This is a genomic window from Pelagibius sp. Alg239-R121, assembly GCF_947331435.1.
Lineage (GTDB): Bacteria > Pseudomonadota > Alphaproteobacteria > Kiloniellales > Kiloniellaceae > Denitrobaculum.
In genome coordinates this window covers 182715-207874 of the sequence record NZ_CAMZOF010000001.1, presented here as the reverse complement: position 1 = coordinate 207874, position 25160 = coordinate 182715, and the positions used below count along the sequence as shown (strand labels likewise).

The following is a 25160-nucleotide window of genomic DNA, read 5'->3' as shown; positions in this document are numbered from 1 at the left end:
AGCGCAATTAGGCTGTAAAGTGGGAATGTGAGGCTGGGATGCTGTTATACGACCCCGACAACGCTATCTATCAGATCGACGGGATGCGCATGGACCTTGCGCGCGAATATCGCGACAATCTTCGAGGGCCCTTCAGTCTCGAATTGCAACGCGTCTTGGACAAAATGCGCTCGACCCCGATGAAGGGGCGCTACGCGCTTATTGTTGATGAGCCGTTTCGCAGGTTCAGTCTGGCGCGGCTTTCGGGCGAACGCGGGGTGCCGCCGGAACGGATTGACGGAGTGACATATACATCGCTCGCAGAGGCCGAGTGGGACCTGTTCAAACGGCGTTGGCAAGACCTGACCAGTCATAGCGTGACGGTCGAAGACCCATGACCAGTGCAACCGACCTCATAGGGTATTGCCAGCCGCTGACCCTTCGTGGGGGTGAGGCGACGGAGCTGAAGATCTCCAGCAATGGGCCGCAGCACTGCGACGTTACGGTCTACCGTATCATCTGCGGAGATATCGACCCAAACGGGCCGGGCGAGGCGTTCGAGCGGATGGGCTGGGGGGGCGCTGTACGCTTGCCTGTAACTTTCCAGCCGGTCAATTCAGGATCCTTTGGTTATGCCGCGAAAGGCCCGGACGCAGGCAGTGCAACTGGCCTTCGGCTTACGCTCTCGGTATTTCCGACGCTGATCGAGCGGTCATGCCAATGCCTGTTCCATTGGGGACCTTTACGCCTGGATCTGTTGCAAGGTGGCATTCTGACGGCACGCTTAGGTGAGACGGTCATCGCACTGTCCAGTCCGATGCTCGAACGACACTGGTATCGCATTGAAGTCAACGCCGGCGCGCAGATATTGTCCATTTCCGCGGAACTTGTAACACAGATTGCATCAGTGCCCCGCCAAGAGATTAAGTCGTGCGCACTGCCCTGCGCAGATCTTGCACGAACTGACGATCCCGTTCTGATTGCAGCGGCGTTGGACCGGGCCGACGGCAAGCGCCTTTTTACGACCGATGCCTTCAACGGAAAGATCGAGACGCCGACACTCTTTGCGATGAGGCCTGACAAGGATCAAGCCGATGATCTTCTCGCAGTATGGGATTTTTCACTGGACCAGTCGGGAACGCAAGCGACCGATACAGGTCCGCAGGGATGCCATCTGACGCTGATTAACACACCGATGAGAGGCGCAAGCGGCTCGAACTGGGACAGTTCGGCCGAAAGCTGGCAAATAGCACCCGACCAGTACGCCGCAATTCATTTCCACGAAGACGACATGACTGATTGCCGGTGGGAGACTTCGCTGACAATTCATCCGCCGCACGATGCCCGGCCGGGCTTTTACATCGCGCGTCTGCAGGACGAAGGCGTGCAAAGCGACGTGCCGTTCTTTCTCTCAGTTCGTCCCGGTCGAGCGAAGGCAGAACTTTTGCTCATCGCACCGACAGCAACCTATCTCTCCTATGCCAACACGCACATTAAGTTCGACAGTCACAACACTGAAAACCTTTACGAAGCGCCAATGACGCTGAGTGAGGACGAACTCTATCTCAACGAGCACCGGGACCTCGGGCTATCACACTACGACACACACGCTGACGACTCAGGGGTTATCTATGTCGGCGAACGGCGTCCGCTGCTGAACACGCGACCGGGGCTGTATACGTTCAATTATCTCAACGATACCCATATCGTGAAATGGCTTGAGACGAAGGGCTTCGCGTACGATGTCGCAACCGACGAGGATCTGCATCGTTATGGGGGCGATCTGCTGGACAACTACCGTGTCGTGATGACGGCCTCCCATCCGGAGTATTACTCAACTGAAATGTGGGATGCACTGTTCGCCTATCAGCAGAGTGGCGGGCGACACATGTACTTGGGTGGCAACGGATTCTACTGGCGAGTCGCGTATTCAGAGGCTCATCCCGGTGTGATCGAGAACCGTCGCGGCATGTCGGGCGTACGCACCTGGGAGGGCGAGCCGGGCGAGCATCATTTGAGTTTTACCGGCGAACCAGGTGGACTCTGGCGCTCGCACGGCCGGGCGCCGCAGCGGCTGGTGGGCACCGGATTCAGCTCGACTTTTTTTGTGCGCTCAACCTACTTCCGCCGCAGCGAAGCCTCACGCGACGTTGCTTATGATTTTGTTTTCGAGGGTTTGAATTCAGACATCATAGGTGATTTCGGCTTTCGCGGCGGCGGTTGTGTGGGGCTCGAGATCGATCGGTGGGATGCGGGGCTCGGTTCGCCGCCGGGATCGGTGATACTGGCGACCTCGGAACATGTGGGCCAGGGCGGTCTGCTGACAGGCGAGGAATATATCACCACAACCCGGGGACTCGATGGGGCACAGAATGGACGGGTCCGGGGTGATATGGTGTTCTTTATCACGCCCGGTGGTGGGGCTGTGTGGTCCACGGGTTCGATTGCCTGGGCTACTTCGCTGATGTGGGATGGGGGCAAAAATTCGGTGAGCCGGGTAACGGAGAATATCCTCAAACGGTTTTTCGATCCGGAGCCGTTTCCGGTTGCGGCGTCTGACGGCGATGCCAGAGCATCGGTGTCGTCGTAACGCATTCCAGCCCGGTGGCGGTGACCAGATAGTTTTGCTCGAACCCTGCATTACCGACGCCTTTACGCGCGAGAAATGCTTCGACCCCGATTAGCATGCCCTCTTCGAAGACCGCGTTCTGATGTTCCAGCACCGTGCTGATATAAGGTGGGCCTTCGAAGTATAGTCCATGCGGATGGCCGAAGAAGGGAAATTTCTCTGCGGCTGGATCCATGTCGGGCGCGAAGGCCGCCGTCATCCGGTCGCCGATCGCAGCTGCAGTGCTGTAGCGGACACCGGGATTGATGGCGGCGGCAATAGCTTCGACGATATCGGCGCAGCTTTCGATCAGCGCCGCCTGAACATCGTTAGGTACGTTGCCGCAGACCGCGGTGCGCCCAGGGTCGAGGTAGTAACCTTGATAGAAAGGTCCGATAATGAATCCGCGTAGCAGGTCACCGCGCTCTGGCGCCACGTTGCGATAGCCCGAAAGGGGGTCGCCGCAGGTGTAGGCAATGGTCTTGCCATGGTTTATCTGAATTTTGTCTATCACGCCGCCGCCAGCAACAACGCATTCCGCCGCCGATGCGGCGGCAGCCGTCTCGGTCGCACCTTCGATCAGGGCCTCCATCATGCACGACATGGCTTTGCTGGCCGTTTTACCGGCCACTCGGATGACATCCATCTCCGCTGTAGACTTAACCATGCGGATGCGGCGGATCAGATCATCGCACGGGGTCCAATCAACGTCGGGTTTCAGTGCAATCAACTGATCCCAGTATTTCACCGGAAAGAAATCCGTGCCGACAAAGCCGATCCGTCCCGAGATACCAAATTCGCGAAGTGTATCGACCGTTTTGGCAATCGGGTCTCCCGCCACGCGGAAGTCACAGACTGAAACCACGTCGGAATGGACATCAGGATCGTCGGCAATCAACACGGGTTCTGCCCCCCGTCGCAAAATCACCGCACAGTAAGCGCGGGCAGCAAACGGCGGTGCATCAAAGCCCTGACCAACTTTCGAAGAAAAATAGTTGGTTAGATAAATGACGTCTCCGGCGCGGTCGAAGGTCGATGCTGTCCGTCCCCAAACGACCGCAGCCTCAAGCCCTTCAGCGGCTAGAGCTCGATCTGCCCGTTTCCACCGGCTTTCGTACTCACTCGATGAAAAGATTAGCAACGCTTGCTCCTGTCCTTGACCAAAAGCTACATTAATGAAAATATATTTTAAATATATTTATTGTATTTTGCTGCAAGGGTTTTAAGCGTGAGTGAGCTGGAACTGGCAGATCTTCATAAATCCTTCGGGTCTCTAAAGGTTCTCCGAGGCGTCACGCTGTCGGTTCACAAAGGCGAAGTTTTGTCGATCATTGGGGCTAGCGGCTCGGGCAAAAGTACGCTTTTGCGCTGCGTAAACCTCTTGGAAACCCCGGAGTCTGGCCGAATGGAGTTTTTCGGACAGTCGCTTGATTTTGCCGATGTCGCGTGTGGCCGGACGCGCGAGAGCGACAAGGAAAGGCTACGCACCAAAATTGGGATGGTATTTCAAAGCTTTAATCTTTGGCCGCATCTCACCGTCCTGGAAAACGTGATTGAGGCGCCGGTTCATGTGACGGGAATGCCAAAGGATGAGGCAATCGACACGGCTGAAAAGCTTCTGGCCAAGGTTGGCTTATCTGAAAAGCGCAACGCCTGGCCGTCAACTCTGTCAGGCGGCCAGCAACAAAGGGTGGCGATCGCCCGGGCCTTGGCGATGCAGCCAAGGATCATGCTCTTCGACGAGGTGACCTCGGCGCTCGATCCTGAAATGGTTGGAGAGGTTCTCGACCTCATGAAGCAGCTTGCAGAAGAAGGAATGACAATGCTCGTGGTTACCCACGAGATGGGTTTTGCGCGACATGTCAGCCACCGGACAGCTTTCTTTCACAAAGGTGAGATTGCCGAAATCGGTCCGTCCAGATCTGTATTGGGGAGTCCGCAAAACCCGGAGACGCAGCAATTCCTGAACCGCGTCCTCAACCACATTTAAGTCCAGGACGATGACCCGCATTTCTTCCTTCATAGACACCATCTGGGCGTATCTCCCGGGGATGATCGTGGCCGGCTGGCTGGCCTTTCAGATTACCGTCCTAGCGATCCTCTTGAGTTGGGTTCTCGGCCTTGTCGCGGCACTGATGAAAACGAGTTCGCATCGCGTTGTTCGTATGCCGGCTGACTTTTACATCTGGTTCATCCGCGGAACCCCATCACTTATCCAGATCTTCATCATCTATTTCGGCCTGCCGCAGCTCGGCATCCGCTTGTCTCCTTTTGTCGCAGGTGTGATCGCGATCGGCCTCTGCTCAGGCGCCTACGTGGCAGAGGTCGTGCGTGGTGGCTTGCTCGCAATCTCTAAGGGGCAGTGGGAATCAGCAAGGGCGGTCGGGATGAGTTACGCATTGATGATGCGCCGGATCATCCTGCCACAGGTTGTGAGGGTGATCATACCACCCTTAACCAACGAAGCGGTAAATACTCTGAAGAACACCTCTCTACTATCGGCGATCACGGTGATGGAGCTGACGCTGTTCACGCAGATGGCCATCGCCGCCACGTTCCGACCCTTTGATTTCTATATCGTGGCGGCGCTTTTGTACCTTGCTTTGACAACAGTACTCAGCCGTTTCGCCGCTTGGTGGGAGAGCAAATACCAAATCAGCTGATCATCGCAATTAACAAGGAGGAAACCCATGAAACGCAGACAATTTCTAAAAGGTAGCGCCGTTGCTTTGGCCGCGCCCTATGTCATTGGCTCCCGTGCTTTTGCCGCCGATGATCTTGAACTCATTGAGCCCGGTGTTTTGAGCTCGGCAACCGAGGGCACGTTCCCGCCGTTTAGCTTCCGCAATGCAAGCGGCGTGTTGGACGGCCTAGAGATGCGGATCATGGGTGAGATCGCCGATCGTCTGAACCTCGAATACAAGCCCGTCGTGATCAAGTGGGATTCCATGCTGATTGCATTGGAGGCTGATCAGTACGATATCGTCGGCAATGCTATGGGCATTACCGAAGAGCGGCAAAAGCAAGTCACCTTCTGTGACGGTTGGCTGGAGTCTGGAGCACAGCTGATTGTTCGTGAGGATAGCGAAATCGCCAGTGCAGAGGCGACAGCAGGCAAGCGTATCGGCGCGATCACGGCGTCGATCTTTGTGCCGCTGGTCGAAGGTTGGGGAGCCGAGGCAGTACACTATAAGGCCGATGTTGAGGCCATGCAGGATACGGTCAACGAGCAGATCGACGGAATGGTGACAGATTCAATCGCAGGCGCCTATTCGATTTCCAAGGCGGGTCTGCCGCTAAAGCTCATCGGTGGATTGCACTCACCATACCAGATGGGTTGGGCTGTGAAGAAGGGGAAGCCGAATTTGGTAACAGCGGTCAACACAACACGTGCAAAAATGGTGGCGGACGGCACTGTGGCGAAGCTGTTCAATGACCTGATTGGCTTCGATCCATCACCTGCGGAACCGATAAAGAGCATTCTTTCTTGAGACGGATCTGTCGCATCATCACCGGCGACCGTTCTTGGCAAATAGTCATCTTGCGACTACATCGCCAGTTTGCCCAGTTCGCAGCGTCATAAACCGATGTCCTCGTATCCGGCTGCGTTCGTCCACGACAATGCGACAGAGCCGTAACGATTCCTCCGCGGAAAGTTCTAAGGCAGCATAATCGGCTTTACCGGTATTTGCGTGGAAGTACGCCGTGTGACAAGCCGTTTCGGATTATATCCGAGGCGGCTTGTTTCCAATTTGCGCATGATGTGATGGTCATTTTTCGCAGAGCATGATCGTTTGATTTTCAATCCGACCTTCTGCGCGAAGTCAGTGCGTTTCCCCATTTAAGTTGCTATTTTTCTTGCTCTTTTTGTTTTGCTCCATCACCCTGTAAGGGCAGTGTCACGCTTGCAACGAACAAAGAAAATGCAGGGGGAGTTCCATGGCGGAGAGCAGCAGCAAGCTTGTTGTCAAAAATATCGGATTGCTGTTGAGCGGCGCGCTCGAGCAACCAATTCTCGACGCGGACACCGTCGTCGCAATCGATGGCAGGATCGCGGCATTCGGCAAGGAAGCCGATGTGGATATCGGTGAGGCCGACGTTGTCGTCGATGCCAAGGGTACTGCACTCTCGCCGGGATTGATTGACAGCCACGTACATCCAGTAATCGGTGACTACACGCCGCGCCAACAACAGATCAGCTGGATCGACAGTTGTCTTCATGGCGGTGTCACCTCCATGATTTCTGCAGGAGAGGTTCATCTGCCCGGCCGCCCCAAGGATATTGTTGGTCTGAAGGCCATGGCCATCGCCTCACAGCGTTGGTACGAGAACTTCCGCCCGTCCGGCGTAAAGGTGCATGCTGGTGCACCGGTTATCGAAGAAGGCATGGAAGAAGAGGACTTCAAGCAACTTTCCGAGGCCGGTGTGAAGCTGCTGGGTGAGGTCGGTCTGGGAAGCGTGAAGGCTGGTGATCGGGCCAAGGAAATGGTTGCCTGGGCGCGTAAGTACGGCATCCAGAGCACGATCCATACCGGCGGCCCCTCCATCCCGGGCTCTGGTCTGATCGATAAGGATGTGGTTCTGGAAGCTGACGCGGATATCATTGGCCATATCAATGGCGGCCATACCGCCTTGCCCGACGATCAGATCGTTTGTCTCTGTGAGCAATGCGCGCGAGGCATTGAGTTGGTCCATAACGGCAACGAACGCTCGGCTCTGTTGGCCATGCGTACCGCCCGGGAATTGGATCAGGTCGAACGTGTGATCCTGGGTACCGACGCACCTGCGGGATCAGGCGTTCAGCCCCTGGGGATACTTCGCATGATCGCCATGTTGTCCAGCCTGGGTGATGTTCCCGCAGAGACGGCCTTCTGTTTCGCCACCGGCAACACGGCGCGGATGCGCGAACTCGACTGCGGTCTGATCGAAGTAGGCAAATCCGCCGATTTCATCATCATGGACCGCGCCCAGCACGCCCCGGGGAAGACCATGTTGGAATCGGTTGAACAAGGCAACTTGCCAGGCGTCGGTATGACCATCATCGACGGCATTGTGCGCAGCCAGCGCAGCCGCAATACGCCGCCCGCTACAACGCTACCCGAATTGGCCTGAACACTAGAGTCAGGTTGTTCGAACGATAAAGTCCGGCATTATGCCGGAAGCAGCGATATAGGGTGAAACCGCATGGCCCTTGAAGAGGCCATGATCGGTGACCAGGATTGTCCGGAAGCCAGCGGCGGCCCCGCCCAGAACGTCGGTATGCAGCGTATCTCCTACCATGGCGACGCGATGGCCAGGCGTGCCCGGGCGGTCTCGTTCGATGCGTCTGGCCACTTCCTCGAAGGCGTTCGCGAAGGGCTTTCCAAAGAAGAGCGGTTCTAACCCCGTGCGGTCCGCGAGATCATGGGCGAAAAAGCCGGGCTCGTAGGACAGAGAATCCTCCAGGGGTGCTACGAGATCAGGGTTTCCCACCAGGACCGGACGTTTGTTTCTCAGCAAGGACTCGATCAATCGTTCCTGTCGTGCGGTGGTCCAGCCCGAACTGGCAAGCAGGATGAAACCCTCCACCTCGTCATAAACGGCCGGGTTGTCCTGCAACAGAGTGGGGTGCGCGCAGAGCTCCTCAATCCTGGAGTCTGGTTTGGCCATGAAACCCCATCTGAAATTGGGGGAATAGGCTGTCATGTGGCTGGCCAGGACATCGCGGCTGGCGACAATCCGGTCTGGCGCGAAGCTGTAACCCAGGCGTCGGTACTTCGCCAGAGCCGCCGCTGCGTTGTAGGTCGCGCCGTTTGTAAGGACATAGGTCGTTTTCCCCACAGCCTGCAAAGCAGCGATGGCTTCCGGTGCGCCGGGCACCTCCGTATTGCCGACGTTTATGACGCCGAAGGCATCCAACACGAAAACATCGAAGTCTCCCGCCAGCTCGCTAAGGTCATGTGCTTGAATCGAAGAAGATGGAAATCGGGCTAGGGGAAGCCTGTGGCGAATCTCTTCGTAACGCGCGAAGGCTCTGTCCGTATTCATCTGCGGACTGTCTAACAAGTGTCTTAACTCTCTGCGGGAGAAGTGAACGAACTCAAGGAACTCAGGGTCCAGAGCAACCTGATCGCTTCATAGCATTCCGCGGCCGACTTAGCTACCCGCCGCAGCCAAGCTTTTGCCGGCCTTGGCGTAGTAGTCGCCGACCGCTGTTATCACCGTTTCCACGTCTTCGTCGCTGATATCCAGATGTGTCACCAGGCGGATCGCCGGCTTTTGGGCCGCGAATACGATGCCTTCGCCGGCAAGATGTTCGAGTAGCGGCGCATGATCCTCATCCCGAGGTTCGACGAACAGCATATTGGTGTGATCGGGATCGTGGGTGACGCCCAGCGACGGAAAGCGGGAAAGGCCTTCGGCCATGCGGGTCGCGCGCCGATGGTCGTCGGCCAGACGTTCTATATTGTGCTCGAGCGCATAGAGACCGCAGGCAGCGAGTACACCAACCTGACGCATGGCACCGCCGAGCATCTTACGTGCTCTGAAGGCGCGGTTGATGAAATCGCGCGGCCCGCAAAGGACGGAACCGACCGGTGTCCCCAGACCCTTGGAAAGACAGAGCGAAACCGTGTCCGCATTGCGGGCCAGGTGTGCAGGAGAGCAGTTCGAGGCGACCGCTGCATTCATCAGGCGTGCCCCGTCCAGATGCACGCTCATTCCGCGGTTATGGGCCATTTCCGCGATAGCATCGATCGTGTCCTGATCCTGAACCCGGCCGCTGACCGTGTTCTCCAGGCAAACCAGGCGAGAAATCGCATAGTGCGGGTCGTCGGCCTTAATTGCCATTTGGACAGCATCGACGCTCAAACCGCCTTTGTCGTCCGTGATGAGCGGACAGGGAGAAATGCTGGCCAGCACCGCTGCGCCAGCGGCTTCGTCGTGAAAGATGTGATAACAGTCTCCGACGATATATTCCTCGCCGCGCTGACAATGGGTCATGAGGCCGACTAGATTGCTCTGAGTTCCAGTCGGCAGAAAAAGACCAGCCTCTTTGCCCAGCAGCTCGGCGGCTTTGGCCTGCAGGGCGTCAACCGTCGGGTCCTCTCCATAAACGTCGTCACCGACTTCGGCATCTGCCATGGCTTGACGCATTCCGGCCGAGGGACGTGTGACCGTATCGCTACGCAGATCGATCATCCGCCGTCGGTTGCTTCCGGCACCGGCCGCTTGATCTGCTTTCATACCCTCGTACATCGCCATCTGCCGTTTTTCCTCTTGAATCTATCCAGGGAGGGCGGCCACCACGTGAACGCGATGGCTCTCACCGCCATTGAGAGCCGTATGATAACCGCGCGTGTCGGTAAAATACACCGATCCGTCAGCGGGAAGATGCGTGACGTGATGATTGACGATGAAGAGGGCGCCTGGATTTGTGATGACCGGGATGTGCAGCCGGGGTTCCGGGTCCCGATGCCAGGAGTTGCAGTTATAGGTTCCCTTGGAAAGCACGCGCATGCGGCCAATGGGAAAACGCTTCACCAGCTCTTGATGCATAAATTCGAAATAGCTCCCCTTGAAGCCCGGGACGAATTCACAAAAGGCATGCTCGTCCACGATGTCTTCGCGGGAGACCTCTTCGTAGCTCTCGTCGACACGGGTATAGAAGCGTCCGGAGAGGTCGTTTGCGGTCTCCACCTCGACTCCCGGCCGGCGGGTCAGGGAAAAAGCCCCAAAGCCCTTGCTCAAATCACCCTTGAAGTCGACCTGTTTTAGCGCTTGGCCCAAAGCCTCTCGCACCTTCGCAATGTCGAAGCGCAGGTCCAGCTTTTGAATGCCCGGTCCTGGAACGAAGTTGGCCACTGATTCTGTGTCCGGACGATTGGCCAGCCAGGTTTTCATAGTGGCGGCATCCTGTTCGATGCTTTTCGTGCTGGTTGGCATGTGTGCGGTCTCTATTGCTGCAGGAATCGACTGCGATTCATCCCGAAGGCGCTCTCCGACGCAAGTTTGAAAAACGACTCCTTCTTGTATTTTGCAGCCAGGCCTATGCTCGATTGACCATAAACGTCAGAGATCCGGGCAGTCTGCGTTCCCAATCGTGTAGCCACGCCCGCGAATGGTCCGGATGAACGTGCGGTCAATCTTTTGGCGCAGCCGTGCAATGTAAACCTCCAGGGTGTTGGACCCCCGGTCTTCGTTGTAACCGTATACCCTCTCCGCCAGCTCGAATTTGCTGTGCACCTTGTCGGGCCTCAGCATCATGGCGGTCAGCAGCTTGAGCTCGATATTGGTTACTTCGATGACATGGTCCCGGTGGAAGACCCGTCCGGTTTCGGTATTGACCGAAACACCAGCGAAATTCAACTCGCTAGTCGCGGCGCCGACCGAGCGGCGAACCAGCGCCCGCAAACGCGCCACCAGTTCTTCCGTTTGAAACGGCTTCACCAAATAATCATCCGCGCCGGCGTTCAGGCCATCGACCCGGTCTTGCCAGCGGCCACGCGCGGTCAGGATGAGCACCGGTGTTGTGATACCTTCGGCGCGCCATTCCCGTAAGACGGTGACACCATCCTTTACCGGAAGGCCGAGGTCGAGAATCACAGCGTCGTAGCGTTCACTCTGCCCGAGAAGATAGCCGTCCGCGCCATTGACGGCGAGGTCCAGAGTGAAGCCTTCCCTGTTTGCTGCGTCCTGTATCTGTCTGGCGAACACAGCTTCGTCGTCGACAAGTAAAAACTTCATTTGTCGAGATCCGTAAATGTGGATTCTAAATGGGAGAAGGCGAGGGTCGACGGGTTGCGCCGACCCCCTCCTCCTGCCGCATCTGATCGGTCAATTGCCAGAGGGACCGGTCAGATCAGCATCCAGTCGTTTTCACTGAGGTCGGCGAGGTTGAAACTCTCAAGGGTGATCGACCCGGCATCGCCGAACTCGACTACGACATCTTCACCACTCTGTACCGCGGCATCCAGAAGGTCGGCCTCGTCTGCAAAGACATCGCTTTCGACCAGAATGGCGTCGTCCTCGCCGCGGCCTGTGGAAAAGTCCGTGATGACGTCGTCACCGAAGATACCGGTGAATATGAATGTATCGCTGTCTTTACCGCCGGTCAGCATATCGTCTCCGGCACCGCCCGAGAGTTCATCGCGCCCGTCATCACCGTAGAGGATGTCATTGCCGTCATCTCCCGATAAGGAATCCTGTCCTTTGCCACCTTCGAGCTGGTCGTCGCCTTCCCCGCCGGAGAGCAGATCATCACCCGCAAGGCCAAGGATTAGATCGGACGAAACCAGATTGCCGGGCAACGCGCCGGTTAGATCATCATTCTCGCCCGTTCCGCCGATGCGGTTATACGCCAACAGTGCGTTGTCCTGGATGGATTCGATTTCGCTGTTCCATTCGATAACATTGGCGAGGCTGGTGTCCCAGAGTGCGGCCAGCTGTTCCTCCGGAAGATCGGAGCCTTGGCTCCAGAAGGGGTCGCCGTCACGTAATCGCTCGAACTGATCGATGATGACGGTGGCGAAGAGTTCGCCGACCACGCCATCGCCAAAGGGGTCTTCGGCCAACCCGCCGATCCAGGCTTCGACCAGGTCAACATCGCCGTAGACTTCTTGCAATGCAGTCGCCAGCTCGGCATCCGAGGTGATGTCGCTGAAGTCTGCAGCCCGTTCCAGGCCCACGGCCTCGCGCAGGTCGTTGTAGCTGGGCATGCCCAAATCGCGGCCGCGTTCAATGTTGAGAACCGCGAGATCAAGGCCGCCGTCGCCGGGTGCGCCAAATAAGGCAGAGCGGACGTCTTCTACGATCTGGGTATCGAGCTCCTGCGCCGTGCCATCGGCCAAACCTCGAAGGATCGGATCAATGCCGCCGTTCTCGGCAATTTCCTCCGGCGAGAAGAAGGCGTCGCTTAAGGCAAGATTGCCCGAATCAATCACCGAACCGTCTTCTTCAAGTCGTTGAATTTCCGGCGATAGAAGGCTGTGGCCGAATCGGAAAACAGCCGTCGAAAACTCGACCGAAATTCCCGGATTGACTGCCGCATCGTAGCCTTCATAGGCGGCAATGGCTTCTGCGCCCACCAATAGAGGCAGAAATTCGTTGAAGGTAATGGCCTGGATTTCCGCTTCCACCATCTGGCGGGCCGCCTGATAGAGCTCGTCATTACTAAGGGTTGGGTTGGCTTCAGCGAGTTCGTCGACCCATCTGTTATGCTCGCGGGCAAAGAGTGTCTGCATTGAGGTGAGGGCGACGTTCTCGGCAGCCCGCACATCTCCGGCGAGGACGTTCCCATCATCAGTAATCTGCAGCAGTTCTTCATCGTCGAGGATCAGTTTTCCGCCATCCGCGCGTAGGGCGGCGGCCGTCTCTTCGTCAGAGCCGTAAACCATCGAAGCATCAATGAAGGCCGTGATCTCGTTGACGTATTCGCGCGGTGTGGACTCGCCTGTCCCCTCCGATGGATCGACCCGGAAGAAGGGAATGGTGGCATCGCCTTCGCCGTTGGGATCGAACGCTGGATCGCCGACGGGCACTGCGATGGGCGTGTATTCGGTCTCTCCGGACTCGGTCAGATCGATGTCGTGATCGACGAACTGACCCCAGACCCACAAGAGATCGCTGAGACCAAAGGAATTGGGCTCGTCCCCGGTCTGTTGCACAACAGCGTTGCTGATTTCGCGCGCGTTGGGCAGGTCTTCTGATACTTCGCTAATTCCATCAGCGTAGTTTGCCTCGCCGAGACGCAGTAGCGTCTGGTTTACCCCACCCCAGTCCGGTTGATCTTCGTTGGAGCCTATTCCATCGATGGGCCGTGCTTCACCGATCACGACCTCGAAATCGTCTCCTCCGGGCTCGTCGCCACGCGGCCTGTCACCTCCTGACCTACTGTCATCACCGCGTCGCCCCATTCCCTCATTTGATTGACGTTCGCCATTGTTGTTGCGGTCGCCCTCGCCGTTTCTGATCTCGCTGTTGTTTCCAACGTCAGTGTTTCTGACGTCACCGCGTTCGCCGGCATCTTGCTGCTGCGTGGCCGCCGCCAGATCTGCTTCCATCTCTTCCATAAACTCGCTAATCAGGCCCTCGTTTGTGGGGTCAGGTGTTGGGTCGACACCGCGGCTCGCTTGCGGTCGTTCGTTGGCGCTTCGCATCAAGTGCTCTCCTTCGATTGGCATCCAGAAGTCTTAAGTCAGAAGGTTCATCGCAACGTTGGTACGACAAACGGTCACGCCGGGCGGACGTTATGCGTTACTCGAATGAAACGAAGCTGAAGGCGGTTTTAAGGTTGGGTTCAGGTTTGATGGGCGGGCGGCAGGGCAGAGACAGATCGCCCACCCATGCCAAATTCGCGCAACCTGTCGCCTCGCGGTTCCTGGCGGTTCCATCGGGAACTCCTGCCATTTACGCGAGGTTCTTAGAATGTTGTTCTTGTTCCAGCGTGAATGGAGGTAAGCTGACTGAACTCAAATTTCGCGTATCGGTTGGTATCGCACCTTCCGGAGTGCGTGGGCTTATAACTTGAGCTACGGCGATTGTTCGACCAGAGAACCGGCGGTATATGCTTTCCAGGACCCAAGGCTATAGTTTTCTGATTTACCTGCTCCTGTTTGTGGCGCTAGGAGCATCCTTGAGCATCCTGAATGCGCAGTTGGTGCAACATACTCCGTTTCCCTGGCATTACTTCGACGGCGCGGCCCAGTACATCTTCACCAATGTCGACTCCATTAATAAAACGGTCAGATATTTTTACGTTTATTCCAAAGAAGTAAACGAGGCGAGTGCCCTCGGCGGGCTGGTTTTGACCCTGGTGTTTCCGTTTTTTCTGGCCATCCCGCTATCGACAATTTTCTTTGTCTGGTACAGCGGCATACCTCTTCGGATCCGCGAATATATACGGGAGGGGCGTGATAAATCCGGGTTTTGGGTCTTGGGCAGTTTGTGCGTGCTGGTGTTGTATCAAAATGGCCCGGACATTCTGAACCAGGATTTCAGAAACCCCTTGCCAACAAGCGTGCATCGCATGAATACGCTCGACATAAATCTGAACCAGATAGTGTTTTCGATTTTCATGCTGCCTTTTTTGTTAATGATACCTGTGTCTTTCTTCCTTTGTTCCGGGTTCCAATTGTTCGCCCGGGTTTTCGGTATCTTTAAGCCAGAAAAGAGCCCTCGTAAGTCTTTAAATCAACCCGAAACACCAACAGATCTGCCGCAAGTTAAAGTCGACTGACCGGCGCCATTGTATCTTTCAGCAGTGCTTTGTGGCGTTTCTTTCCTGGCTTCAGATCGCGAGGCGTCGAGAAACGTCTGTCCAAGCGACGATGTTGAATTGATGTTGACCCATCGGCAGAAACTGACGACCGTTTTCGAAGGGCACCGGAACGTTTCTCCTCTTCTGCCGCACCAAGTAAAAACAGGGGCAGTTGCAAGCACGAGGGCCGCCGATCGCGCCGGTGTATCGCCGATGTAGATCGGTGCGCTAGGCTTTATCGATCAGGAGGGACGCTTTTTCGTATCAGGCTCCTGTTGCTCAAGAGCTTAGAAAATCTTTTTCCAGAAAGAGAGGACTTCTGTCAGGATCGGAGATCTAGCTCAGGGTTAATTCGACGGAAAAGCGATCAAGGCATTTCTATTTTTAACGAAAGCATTGTTTAGAACAAGGGACATAATTATCAACTATATCATTTATTATGTCCCTTTATACAGTTTGTTGCTGCACTCACAGTAGCGCGGCCGTTCTTGATTGTTACCGTCGAGAACGGCCGCAGTTTGTAGATCCCCATCCTCATCCAATGAGAACTCGTATATATAAACTTCGTCCAGGCACGCGCCTGAAAACCTTCAGGCGTTTACTTTCAGCGGATGGCGATGGGATTGATGATCATCTGGACGGCGCCGCGCAGTCTCGCTGGACCGAGCACGAAGAGGAACTCCGAGGCCTTGTCTTTCGCTAGCTCCCGAGTGTCCATGTTCTCGAGAATGAAAATGCCGTTTTTCGGGATCAGGATCTGATGAATTTCGAAAACGCCGGTGCCTTCCGGGAAGGGCACGGCTTCGAGGCCCCAGGTGTCGCCACCGACCGCGACCACACCGATTTCGACAAGATACTCCGCGCCACTTTTACCGATTCCCGGCTCCACGCTGACGTATCGCTTGAGGTCTGGATTCTCGCCATCCAGCAGATTGAGCCAACCGGAATGGAACAGCACTACATCGCCTTTGCGGATCTCGACGCCCTGTTTTTTGGCGGCGCCCATGATGTCGTCCTTGGTATAGGGCGTACCCTCCTCGACCATATCGACGCCGTAGTAGGCGGCCATATCCAGCATCACGCCGCGGGCGACGATCGGTGGCAGCTTTTCAAGTCCCAGCTTCGTCATGCCATCGGCTTTGGCGATTTCCGAATCCTTATGGCCGTTGTAGTAGACGTGGTCGATTCCAATATGTGCGAGCCCGTCGATCTGTGGCCCGATGCCCAACCAGCCCATGAAAATGTCGTCGTTGTAGGTCATGTGGTTGTCGCCGAGACCCTGGGTCGAGATTTGGTTCGGCTGAAGGATGGTCAGACTCAGCGTCCTCGGCGCAAAGGCCGGCGTCTTGGAATCCACTATGATGCCGAGGTTATAGGTCTTGCCGGTCTTGATCAGCTTGGACGCTGCGAGTACCGATTCGGGCGTAATCAGATTGACGGCACCGATCTCGTCCTCTGCGCCCCAGGGCGAGGTCGTCCAGTCCTGCGCGTCGGCGGGCAGCGCCAGTGTGACCGAGAGTCCGGCGGAAAGCCAGATGGAGACGACAGCGGAAACGGCAAGTTTCTTGAGCATGTTTTCCTCCCAATGTGATGTGATCTTCGACAAGCGGACCGGTCCTGCGGCAGGCGGTACGGCCCAGGTTGGTGTCCGTGGGCTGCGTCCGATGCAGGCTGTTGAAGATCTATTCTACCGGGAGAGGTGAGCGATGAAATTGGCGATTAGTACATAACCCGATCTGTTCGCACTGATTTTCGGTCCGCCAGGCGATTTCTGGACAGGAGCCAATTGTGATCGCGTTTGCCCTAGATCTCGAGCGCTGAGAGATCCAGGGAACCGTCGACCTGCGGCGGACACCAGTAATATCCGCCGGTGATCGGGCGGGTGAAGCGGAACAGTCCATCCACGACGCCGTCTTCCTGGCCGGTCATGCGTTTCAGTTGCGCTTCGAAGGCGGCGAAGGATTTCCCGAAGGCGGTGAAGTATAGGCCCGCACCGTTGTCGTCTGCCCAGGGCATGGACCGCCGAAGGACGAAAGCCTCTGGTTCGAAACTTTCCTGGGCAGTCCGCTTGACATGGGCGGATTCCGGCGAGCCGTCGAATTCGACGTTATCGCTGAGCCGCCGGCCAATGATGTTGTCCGTGTCTTCGCGCGGGAGGGTTTCGAAATGATCGAGGTCATGCAACCACTGCTGAACGGCAACGAAGCTGGAGCCATCCAGACCCGGCCCCGCGCTCTGCAGGATCGCCGCCTCCACGGCGTCTTCCCCTTCTGGGTTTTCGGTCCCGTCTTCGTAGCCCGTGAGATCCAGCCCGCTTTTATATCGGAACCCGTCGACGGCGCGGACGCAGCGGAACGCGGCACTGACCGCTGCGGCAAATTGTCTCCCCTGGTGCAGAACTTCACCCCGGTCCTCTCCCGTGACCCAGCACCAGATATCGGCCTGGGTCGAAGGTACCTCGCAACCCGTCCCACTCATTGCAGGGAATGCGTGCAAAGCGGCAATAGTCCCGCCGACCGTCCGGATCAATCCGCTGCCGAAGCCGACGACCAGATTCTGGCAATCGCTCAACGCCGCAAGGTCACGCAGAACCGCATGCGTATCGCAGTCCGGAAGGGCCACGAACTCCAGAAAGCGGGCGTGCGACGGAACAGGCGAGAGGATTCCAGGTTGAGGTGCGCTCACAGTATTTGACTCCACGATTTCTTTCGCTGGCTAAACCTTGCTGATTTGGAGGGATTCGGCAGATTTATGCAACCAAATTTACGACGGAAACGAATCTGGCGCCGCCGACTGTCAGGCTGTGCTTATGGCCGATCGCCAAAGCGCCTTTTGTGCAGATCCGCGAAACATTCACCCAGTCCGAGTTGAGCGGTGGCGGTAGCTCGTATGGTAGTTGATGAGGCAATGGCCTTTGGCGTGGAGGAAAAGTGGCGTTTTTTCATCCAGCAGCTTTCTCACAGTACGAAGCGATATTCACTTTGGATACTCTGTCGTCGATCCCGTCCTTCCAATTCTGGATAGCAGCACGGAGTTTTACTCACAGCAGGGGGTCAAAACCCAGGGAAGATTTTGAACCCCTGCCCAGAAGCCAGGTTGTACTCCGTCCATAGACCAACCTTAAGGCCTGACCTTCCACGTCGATGACAGTACCCAAATGCTCACTTTGCCAGCCAGGCGGCGAAGCGTTCGTTTAGTTCGTCCGTATGATCCGCCCAGAACTCATAATCGTTCTGCAGCGCGGTCTTAAAGTTTTCCGGCGCCGTCGGCATGTGCGGTTTCATCTCGTCAGCAACCAGCGGGAATGAGGATTTCCGCACCGGACCGTAGGAGATCCATTTGGATTGATCGGCGAGGCGTTGCGTGTCGGTCGAGAACTTTACGAAATCCAGGGTGGCTTCCATGTTTTTTGCCCCTTTCGGGATCACCCAGAGATCGAGATCCCAAACCTGTCCGTCCCACACGATTTCGAACGGTTTCTTTTCGTTGAAGATCGCATTGAACAGTCGCCCGTTGTAGGCCGCGGCAATGGTCACCTCACCATCAGCCAGCATCTGCGGCGGCTGCGCACCGGCTTCCCACCAGATCACGTCGTCCTTGATGGTATCGAGCTTCGCGAAGGCCCGATCGACCCCCTCAGGTGTGCTTAGGACATCATAGATCCGGTCCTGTGGAATGCCGTCGGCCATCAGCGCCCATTCCAGATTGACCTTTGGGGTTTTGCGCAGACCGCGTTTGCCGGGAAACGTCTCGGTGTCAAAGAGGTCGGCAATCTTTGTCGGTTTTTTGCCCGAGAACTTGGTGGCGTCGTAGGCAAAGACGTTTGACCAGACGATTTCACCAACTGCGCATTCGGTCAGTGTGTTTTCGATGAAGTCGTCGGTCGCTGGCGTACCATCTGGTGCCGGCGGCAGGATCCCGTGATCGATCGGCTCTAGAATGCCTTCGTCACAGCCACGCACAGCGTCGGACAGTTCGACGTCGACCAGATTCCAGACCACATTGCCCGCTTCGACCTGTGCGCGAACCTGCGCCAGTCCGCCGTTGTAGTCTTCGGAATTGATGCGGATGCCGGTCTTGGCCATGTAGGGTTTATGGTAAGCTTCGATTTGACTTTTAGTATAAGCGCCGCCAAAGGACACGATGGTCAGCGCGTCCGCCGCCGTCGCCGGTCCTGCTGAATAGGCTGTGGCCGAGATCGCCACAACAGCGGCGCCTGTAAACTTAGTAACTGCATTCATCGTTTTGGTTCTCCATCTGCAAAGACTCAAGTTCGTGCACCGCGACTGCATGACTGGAAGCGCTCTGTTTCCGCCAGACCGGTTGCGAATTGTGCTGATTTGACCCTCAAGGAAGGTGGACGGCGCTGGCAGTTCAATGCCGCGTAACCTCATCGGCTTATCGCTGCTTGTGTCGTCCTACGTTGATCGCAGCCGAACATCTTGGAGTTTCCCTTCCTTCAGAGGCTGGCTGGCGGGTACCGGGATTCAACTTCCCTATGCGGACCTTCACGTTAGGGCGTGCAAATTCGCATGTCGACTTGCAATTGACGGGTTAGTGCCTGCGTTGACGCAGTTCATAACTTCACGGAAACGGGCGAGGTTGAGGACTCCTATTCCTTGATGGCCTTGATCGTAATTTGGGAGGGTTCAGGCAGGAGAGATCTTGAAAGCGGTGAAAGCCCGGTGAGAGGCTCGAAGCCCCTGAACCTCCCAAAATACGATGCCGTTTGGGCGACAAGATTATGAGTTCTGGGAACCACGTTCTGGACAGCGTCGCGTTGTCGGTCCAGTTATGGCAGAGGCACGATGCCGTTGCATCGATCCGATCCTAACTCCTAGCCAGAAAACCCAAATCTGTCGTCAAGATCGTCAAGGAATAGGAGTTCCTAACCTAGGGCCGGACAGTCGAATCATGTATGCGGAGTAAATACGGTTCATGGCAGGCGCGCGGCCAGCTGTTCGAGATCCGAACAGTCGGCATTTGCAAAGGCCACCCGCAAAAACGCCTCCTGACCGTTCCCGAAGAATGCCCCGGGTAGGCATAGCAACCCATGCTTCTCGGCAAGGAGCTGCGCCACTTCGCTCGAGCTGGATTTCTCGAAGGGGTGACGGATATAACTGAAATAGGCCCCGATTGTCTCGATCTGCCAGTTCGGCAGGCCGGAGATCACGGCTTCGAGCGTTGCCCGGCGCCGGGCGATCTCAATGCGGTTCGCGCTGCGCCAGTCCGCGAGATCCGGCATGGCCTGCGCGACGGCCACCTGAGCAGCACGCGGCGCGCAGATCTGCAGGTTATCCATCACCTTGGCGACGTTGTCGACGATGAGCGGGTCGGCGGTGATGGCACCGAGCCGGTGTCCGGGAATACAGAAGGATTTCGAAAAGCTATAGAGGCCAATCAGGTGTTTCCGCCAGTTTGCTCTTTGAAAGAGTCGATGCGGAACGGATCGGCCTTCCGGCAGAAAATCGCGATAGGTTTCATCGACCAACAGCCATATGCCGTGTTCGACACAGAGATCGAACAGCGCCTCCATCAGCTCAGGCTGGTAAACGGCGCCAGTCGGATTGTTCGGGGTCACGCAGACAAGCGCCTTCACCTCCGGCGTGATTGCCGCCGCCAACTCTTCCGGAGCGGGCAGAAAGCCTTTGTCCGCCGTGGCCGCCACCTTCTCGACGCCGATGCCCAGCATGGCCAGCGTGGTCTCGTGGTTAAAGTAAAAGGGCGTAATCAGAAGCAGCTTTTCGCCGGGCCCTGCGACCGTCAAGGCTGCTGCGACGAAAGCCTGATTGCAGCCGGAGGTGATATGCACTTCGGCGCTGTCGAAACCCGTGCTGTCGAATGGGGCGCCATAGCTGCGTTCCAGGTCTTTTACGTAAGCGCTTCTGAGGGCGTCCTCGCCTTCAATGTTGCCATAGCCGAGCAACTCTGGCCGGCCCGCCGCTTCGCTGAGACACTTCAGCAGCAGCGGCGGTGGCGCGTAGCCGGGCACTGCCTGCGAGAGATCAATGAGGTCGCCGTAACCGCCATCATAGTTTCTGGCAGCGTTCTGAATAACCGGAATCGGCGGCGCGCTCAGCCCGGCAATGGCACGGTTGATAGGGGCGGAAGCTATGGCGAAACCTCGAAATTGTTGTAGCTGTTCGCGATAGGTTTTCGTTGCGAGCCGTCGTACCGCATCGCAAACCCTCGTCGGAGATCTTTTCTAGCTTTATTTTATGCGTTGGATCAGTTCAAGGAGTATGGAAGATGGCGGAATTCGACCAGGCCCGCCGTCTGGGAGCGTCACCGGTGAGTTTTGGCATAATGGAGAGTTGGACGACGCTGATTCTGTTGTTTTCTTTCGATCCGATAAGATCAAACCTGTTCGCGGTATAGTCCAAACGACGGTCCGTCTAAGATAACGCACGAAGCGGTCCAGACAAATCCCTCCACCTCTACGTGAGCGAGAAGTCGACTTCTCGCATAAGAACCAGAGACATGAATTCAAACAGATTTTTGAAATAGTGATAAGATCTTAGTTTACTCATGCGCAGAAGTCGGGTGCGCGCGATGATCGTATAACTCAATTTAGATGATTAATTTTAGGTGTTAATACTCTTTAAGATAAAAATATTAGTAGAGATATTGAAAAATCTGCTAAAATTTACATGATTGCTTTATCAAAAAAAGCGAAAGCATTACCATTGTTAATCTAGTGGTTGTGGGGTTTCGACTTAGAGGATTTGATTGAAGTGCTGTTGACGCATACGAATTTGACAAGAGAACTTCAGGCAAATGAGTGGATGGCGAGTGATTTACATGCGCTAATACTAAGTTTTTTTGAACAGAATGTATTACCTCAGGGATGGGTGTCCAAGTCGTCCATAGATCCAGTCAGATTTAAGAGTGCATTACCGAACGTAATGTTGCTCGAAAAGACACAAAAAGACGATTGGAGGTTTTCAGTTGTCGGAACCGGCATTGTTAACGCTTACGGCAGAGATTTCAGCCGCAGTCTGCTAAGCGACCTGAATTATCTGCCTTGCCAGAATGTCTATCAAACCATGATTGACGCCTGTGTTTCAACGCGGCGCCCGCATGTCTGCATCGGGCGAATGCGCTATCCGCAGCGAGAATTCATCGACACGATAAAAACAATCATTCCGATATCCGGTAACGAAACGGACGTGAGCCATTGCTTGTTCGTCCTCTCCATCGAACGCAGTCCGGATGCCTTCGTTCACCTCTATGACCCCACACCACCGAACGGTGCTTATGACAGGTTGTTCACAATACTGAAACGGCAATCGACTGCGGGAGACTCTAACTGGCCGATTTCCTTTGTTCGAGAAATTCAATCTGGTGATTCGGCAAATTCCCTAAACTGAAACCTCTATCTGAAGACCCTGCTTGGCGGATCGTTTCTTGGGCCAGGTAGAGGATGCCTTGGCTGCGTGAAATCAAGGTCAGGTTCCGCTTCGTGTAACGCATACTTTTCGTAGAGAGACAAGAAACGGATAGCTCATGAACCATCCGCCTCTCGAGGGTGTTACCTGGCAGAAAAATTCGTGTCCGCCTTCGCAATTATCTCGCTCTCGTTTTCGTTGTTCCACAGGTCCAACGCATCTGTGTCGGCGTTCTTTAAGAACAAAAACAGGCGATCATTGACGACCTTGTAGTTCGTGGGCTCGACCGGGAACTTCTCTTTGACGGACATTCCAAATGCGCAGGCACCGCCGTAGGCAGGCACATATTTATCCGGGTCTGCATCGAACATCTTTTTGGCGTCGGCACTGACCAGATGGTAGGTCTTGCCATCGTGCGTCGAGGCAAATTCAGCACTTCCCACCAGCGGGCCGGCGGCAACGAAGTAAGCGACAGGGCAGTAACCGTTAAGAGCGGGTTGATCGTTCGTCACATCTTTTCTCCGATAGTATCCAAGGGTGTGGACTGCATATGGCGGAGATTGCCGCTGCCGGAACACATCCGGGCAATTTCTGTACGACCGGCATTCTTTTCTGAATGATTCGTCGTTATTCGTTCAGAATTTTTCTCTTGAGCAGTAATCGCGGTGAGATTCGGCTTTGTGCATCTGGCGGCGATCGGTCTTGCACGAACTGGCAGCCGATCCTGGTCGGCTTCGACGCCCGCGGATCTGATCAGCACCCTTGGGATCGACGGTTGTCTTGACCGCCGTTTGGTATCTGCTCTCCGCATGCAATTTAAGTGTTTATTTATCTCTAATTGCAACTATTCCGGTACATGATTCGTCACCCATTAAGTGCCCCTGTGAGAAAGCGCTATGCAGCGGATATTGCCCGAAACGGCTGCATCGCTGAAAAAAATGCCGATAATCGCTTGCACCGATCGTGAGAGGCGGTTGTCGGAGAGTAAAAAAACTTGTGAAGGTCGTCTCGGCCCCTGCGGTTTTGGGGCGCAGATGATGGAATACGCCATGACAACTTCCTGTTCAGAAAATCAACAATCGACACTGTCGCGTATTTTTTGCCGAGAGCGTTTGCCGATCGTCCTCCTGCTGACCGTCCTGATCGGAACGCTCTGTGCCGGGCTGTTTTTTACGATCAGCACACACACCAAGCTGGAAAGGCTTTTGGCGCGCGATATCAGAGCCGAAACTCTAGCCAAGGATATCAGTTATCTCGACGAAGTTCTGACCATGTCGGCGCGCACTTACGTCTTCACCGGCGAAGCTGAATGGAAGCAACGCTATGCCGACCATGTGCCCATTCTTGATCAGGTTCTTGCCGAATCTTTCTCCTATGTTGGAACGGAAACACAGAAACAGTTTCTGGATCAGACCGACAGGGCCAACAAAAAGCTGATCGAACTTGAAGAACAATCCATGAGGCTCGCTGAGCAGGGAAAAACCCGCGAGGCTGCCGAGATTCTGTTTGGTGAAACCTTTAGAGAAAATAAAGCACTATACGCCGACGGCGTACAAAAACTGATCGAGAAGGTAGAGCAAAACGTTGCTGAACTCGTAGAAGAAAAGCTACACGAATCCGATACAAACGCCGTCTTTCTGGCGATCAGTATCTTGGTGTCCGCCATCATCGCCGTGTTCATGGTGCGGAAAATGGGGGCATGGCAGGACGAACAGATTGAGCAGCAGGAGAATCTAAAGCTGGCCAAAGAAGAGGCTGAAGAAGCCAGCCGGGCCAAATCCGAATTTTTGGCGAATATGAGCCACGAAATCCGCACGCCGATGAACGGGATCATCGGCACCACCAGCCTGATGACGGCGACCGAGCTTTCCAAGAAACAGCAGGAATACGTGGCAACGATCCGCAATTCCTCGGAATCCCTGCTGCAGCTTATCAACGACATTCTGGATTTCTCGAAAATCGAAGCTGGAAAACTCGATTTCGAAATCCTGCCCTTCGATCTGGAAATCCTGATGGAGGAAGTCCGGAGTGTCATGTCCGTGCATGTCAAAGAGGGTGTGGAGTTTCAGATCGCCTGGCAGAAGGACGCCCCGCGCTATGTTCAGGGTGATTCCGGACGCATCCGGCAGGTGTTGTTCAATCTGGTCAGCAACGCCATTAAATTCACCGAGGAGGGTCACGTAAGGATCAGCGTCGACGCCATCGGAGAAAGAAATGGCAAGCAAGAGTTCCGCGTCGCAGTTAAAGATTCGGGTATCGGCATTCCGGCAGACAAGCTTGACTATATCTTTGACAAGTTCAGCCAGGCCGAAGAGTCGACGACACGTAAATTCGGTGGCACGGGCCTGGGCCTGGCGATCTGCTCCAAGCTGGTCGAGAAGATGGACGGAACCATCGGCGTTGACAGCGTCTTCGGTGAGGGCGCGACCTTCTGGTTCACCATGTCTCTTGCTCTGTCAACGGCGGAAGAGGCCGGTGAAAATGCCGGCTCGGATGAGATAGACGTCAAAAACCTCCGCTTCGACAAAACGAAAATCCTTCTGGTCGAGGACAACACGGTCAATCAGATCATCGCCACTGAAATGCTGAAGCAGTTCGGATGTCAGATCACGCCAGCCGCGAACGGCAAGGAAGCCGTGGAACGGAATTCAAAACAGGAATTCGACCTTATCCTGATGGATTGCCAAATGCCCGAGATGGACGGTTTCGAAGCGACAGGCGTTATCAGAAAACGCGAAAACGAAAAGAACTTGCCGGCGACACCGATCGTCGCGCTGACCGCAAACGCCATGAAGGGCGATCGGGATAAATGCTTCGCGGCCGGTATGGACGACTATGTTTCCAAGCCGGTTAAAAAGGAAACGTTGGCCGCCGCAATCCTCAAATGGTTGCCGGAAAAAGTAGCAAGGGATGAAGAAGACGAGCGAGCTACCTTCGTCGCTTGATGTGT

Annotated in this window: 20 protein-coding genes; 9 read left to right on the top strand and 11 right to left on the bottom strand. The window is 55.6% G+C overall.

Translation table 11 applies throughout. The annotated features are described in order from the left end of the window. Nucleotides 1-38: 38 nt before the first annotated feature. Both QMZ18_RS00885 and QMZ18_RS00880 read left to right on the top strand, forming a co-directional pair. Nucleotides 39-377, top strand: coding sequence for a hypothetical protein (locus tag QMZ18_RS00885; protein WP_282604340.1), 339 nt, complete (start codon nt 39-41; stop codon nt 375-377). Beyond that, nucleotides 374-2569, top strand: coding sequence for a N,N-dimethylformamidase beta subunit family domain-containing protein (locus tag QMZ18_RS00880; protein WP_282604339.1), 2196 nt, complete (start codon nt 374-376; stop codon nt 2567-2569). Before QMZ18_RS00885 ends, QMZ18_RS00880 begins: the two co-directional genes overlap by 4 nt. On the opposite strand, the gene QMZ18_RS00875 is transcribed toward QMZ18_RS00880, so the two are convergent. After that, nucleotides 2493-3728, bottom strand: coding sequence for a M24 family metallopeptidase (locus QMZ18_RS00875; RefSeq protein WP_282604338.1), 1236 nt, complete (start codon nt 3726-3728; stop codon nt 2493-2495). The genes QMZ18_RS00880 and QMZ18_RS00875 overlap by 77 nt on opposite strands. An 87-nt stretch (nt 3729-3815) precedes the next feature. On the opposite strand from QMZ18_RS00875, the gene QMZ18_RS00870 reads away from it, so the two are divergent. The 4 genes from QMZ18_RS00870 to QMZ18_RS00855 all read left to right on the top strand — a co-directional run bounded on the left by QMZ18_RS00870 (nt 3816) and on the right by QMZ18_RS00855 (nt 7699). Beyond that, on the top strand, nt 3816-4577 hold the full coding sequence (locus QMZ18_RS00870; protein WP_282604337.1) for an amino acid ABC transporter ATP-binding protein: 762 nt from the start codon (nt 3816-3818) through the stop codon (nt 4575-4577). A 10-nt stretch (nt 4578-4587) separates the two neighbouring features. Continuing rightward, the gene (locus tag QMZ18_RS00865) at nt 4588-5250 is read left to right on the top strand and encodes an amino acid ABC transporter permease (protein ID WP_282604336.1); all 663 of its coding nucleotides are present in this window, start codon (nt 4588-4590) and stop codon (nt 5248-5250) included. A gap of 27 nt (nt 5251-5277) precedes the next feature. Next, nucleotides 5278-6078, top strand: coding sequence for a transporter substrate-binding domain-containing protein (locus QMZ18_RS00860; RefSeq protein WP_282604335.1), 801 nt, complete (start codon nt 5278-5280; stop codon nt 6076-6078). 448 nt (nt 6079-6526) lie between these two features. Continuing rightward, nucleotides 6527-7699, top strand: coding sequence for an amidohydrolase family protein (locus tag QMZ18_RS00855; protein WP_282604334.1), 1173 nt, complete (start codon nt 6527-6529; stop codon nt 7697-7699). 9 nt (nt 7700-7708) lie between these two features. Here QMZ18_RS00855 and QMZ18_RS00850 read toward each other — a convergent pair whose 3' ends face one another. The 5 genes from QMZ18_RS00850 to QMZ18_RS00830 all read right to left on the bottom strand — a co-directional run bounded on the left by QMZ18_RS00850 (nt 7709) and on the right by QMZ18_RS00830 (nt 13722). Next, nucleotides 7709-8614, bottom strand: coding sequence for an HAD-IIA family hydrolase (locus QMZ18_RS00850; protein ID WP_282604333.1), 906 nt, complete (start codon nt 8612-8614; stop codon nt 7709-7711). Nucleotides 8615-8722: 108 nt separating this feature from the next. Continuing rightward, a complete protein-coding gene (gene ltaE, locus QMZ18_RS00845) occupies nt 8723-9829 on the bottom strand; it encodes a low-specificity L-threonine aldolase (protein ID WP_282604332.1) in 1107 nt (368 codons plus the stop codon). A gap of 21 nt (nt 9830-9850) precedes the next feature. Further along, the gene (locus QMZ18_RS00840; RefSeq protein ID WP_282604331.1) at nt 9851-10510 is read right to left on the bottom strand and encodes a hypothetical protein; all 660 of its coding nucleotides are present in this window, start codon (nt 10508-10510) and stop codon (nt 9851-9853) included. Between the two features lie 126 nt (nt 10511-10636). Continuing rightward, complete coding sequence (locus tag QMZ18_RS00835) at nt 10637-11311, bottom strand: response regulator transcription factor (RefSeq protein WP_282604330.1); 675 nt, start codon at nt 11309-11311, stop codon at nt 10637-10639. A gap of 110 nt (nt 11312-11421) precedes the next feature. Beyond that, a complete protein-coding gene (locus tag QMZ18_RS00830) occupies nt 11422-13722 on the bottom strand; it encodes a peroxidase family protein (protein WP_282604329.1) in 2301 nt (766 codons plus the stop codon). A gap of 476 nt (nt 13723-14198) precedes the next feature. Here QMZ18_RS00830 and QMZ18_RS00825 point away from each other — a divergent pair, with 476 nt between their 5' ends. Next, nucleotides 14199-14801 (top strand): hypothetical protein, encoded by a 603-nt coding sequence (locus QMZ18_RS00825; RefSeq protein WP_282604328.1) that lies wholly within the window; start codon nt 14199-14201, stop codon nt 14799-14801. A 625-nt stretch (nt 14802-15426) separates the two neighbouring features. Here the strand turns inward: QMZ18_RS00825 and QMZ18_RS00820 are convergent. The 4 genes from QMZ18_RS00820 to QMZ18_RS00805 form a co-directional block, all read right to left on the bottom strand. After that, nucleotides 15427-16395: a cyclase family protein gene (locus QMZ18_RS00820; RefSeq protein WP_282604327.1), complete on the bottom strand. Its 969-nt coding sequence runs from the start codon at nt 16393-16395 to the stop codon at nt 15427-15429. Nucleotides 16396-16625: 230 nt separating this feature from the next. Then, nucleotides 16626-17507 carry a Dyp-type peroxidase gene (locus QMZ18_RS00815; protein WP_282604326.1) on the bottom strand — a complete coding sequence of 294 codons (882 nt, stop codon included), beginning with the start codon at nt 17505-17507 and terminating at the stop codon, nt 16626-16628. 476 nt (nt 17508-17983) lie between these two features. Then, the gene (locus tag QMZ18_RS00810; protein WP_282604325.1) at nt 17984-19063 is read right to left on the bottom strand and encodes a polyamine ABC transporter substrate-binding protein; all 1080 of its coding nucleotides are present in this window, start codon (nt 19061-19063) and stop codon (nt 17984-17986) included. Between the two features lie 695 nt (nt 19064-19758). Then, the gene (locus QMZ18_RS00805; protein WP_322097158.1) at nt 19759-20922 is read right to left on the bottom strand and encodes an aminotransferase; all 1164 of its coding nucleotides are present in this window, start codon (nt 20920-20922) and stop codon (nt 19759-19761) included. A 634-nt stretch (nt 20923-21556) separates the two neighbouring features. On the opposite strand from QMZ18_RS00805, the gene QMZ18_RS00800 reads away from it, so the two are divergent. Beyond that, nucleotides 21557-22192: a PAS domain-containing protein gene (locus tag QMZ18_RS00800; protein ID WP_282604324.1), complete on the top strand. Its 636-nt coding sequence runs from the start codon at nt 21557-21559 to the stop codon at nt 22190-22192. A 161-nt stretch (nt 22193-22353) separates the two neighbouring features. Here the strand turns inward: QMZ18_RS00800 and QMZ18_RS00795 are convergent, their stop codons facing one another. Next, nucleotides 22354-22722, bottom strand: a complete 369-nt coding sequence (locus QMZ18_RS00795; protein WP_282604323.1) for a YHS domain-containing (seleno)protein — start codon at nt 22720-22722, stop codon at nt 22354-22356. A gap of 537 nt (nt 22723-23259) precedes the next feature. On the opposite strand from QMZ18_RS00795, the gene QMZ18_RS00790 reads away from it, so the two are divergent. After that, nucleotides 23260-25155, top strand: coding sequence for an ATP-binding protein (locus QMZ18_RS00790; protein ID WP_282604322.1), 1896 nt, complete (start codon nt 23260-23262; stop codon nt 25153-25155). Nucleotides 25156-25160: the final 5 nt, after the last annotated feature.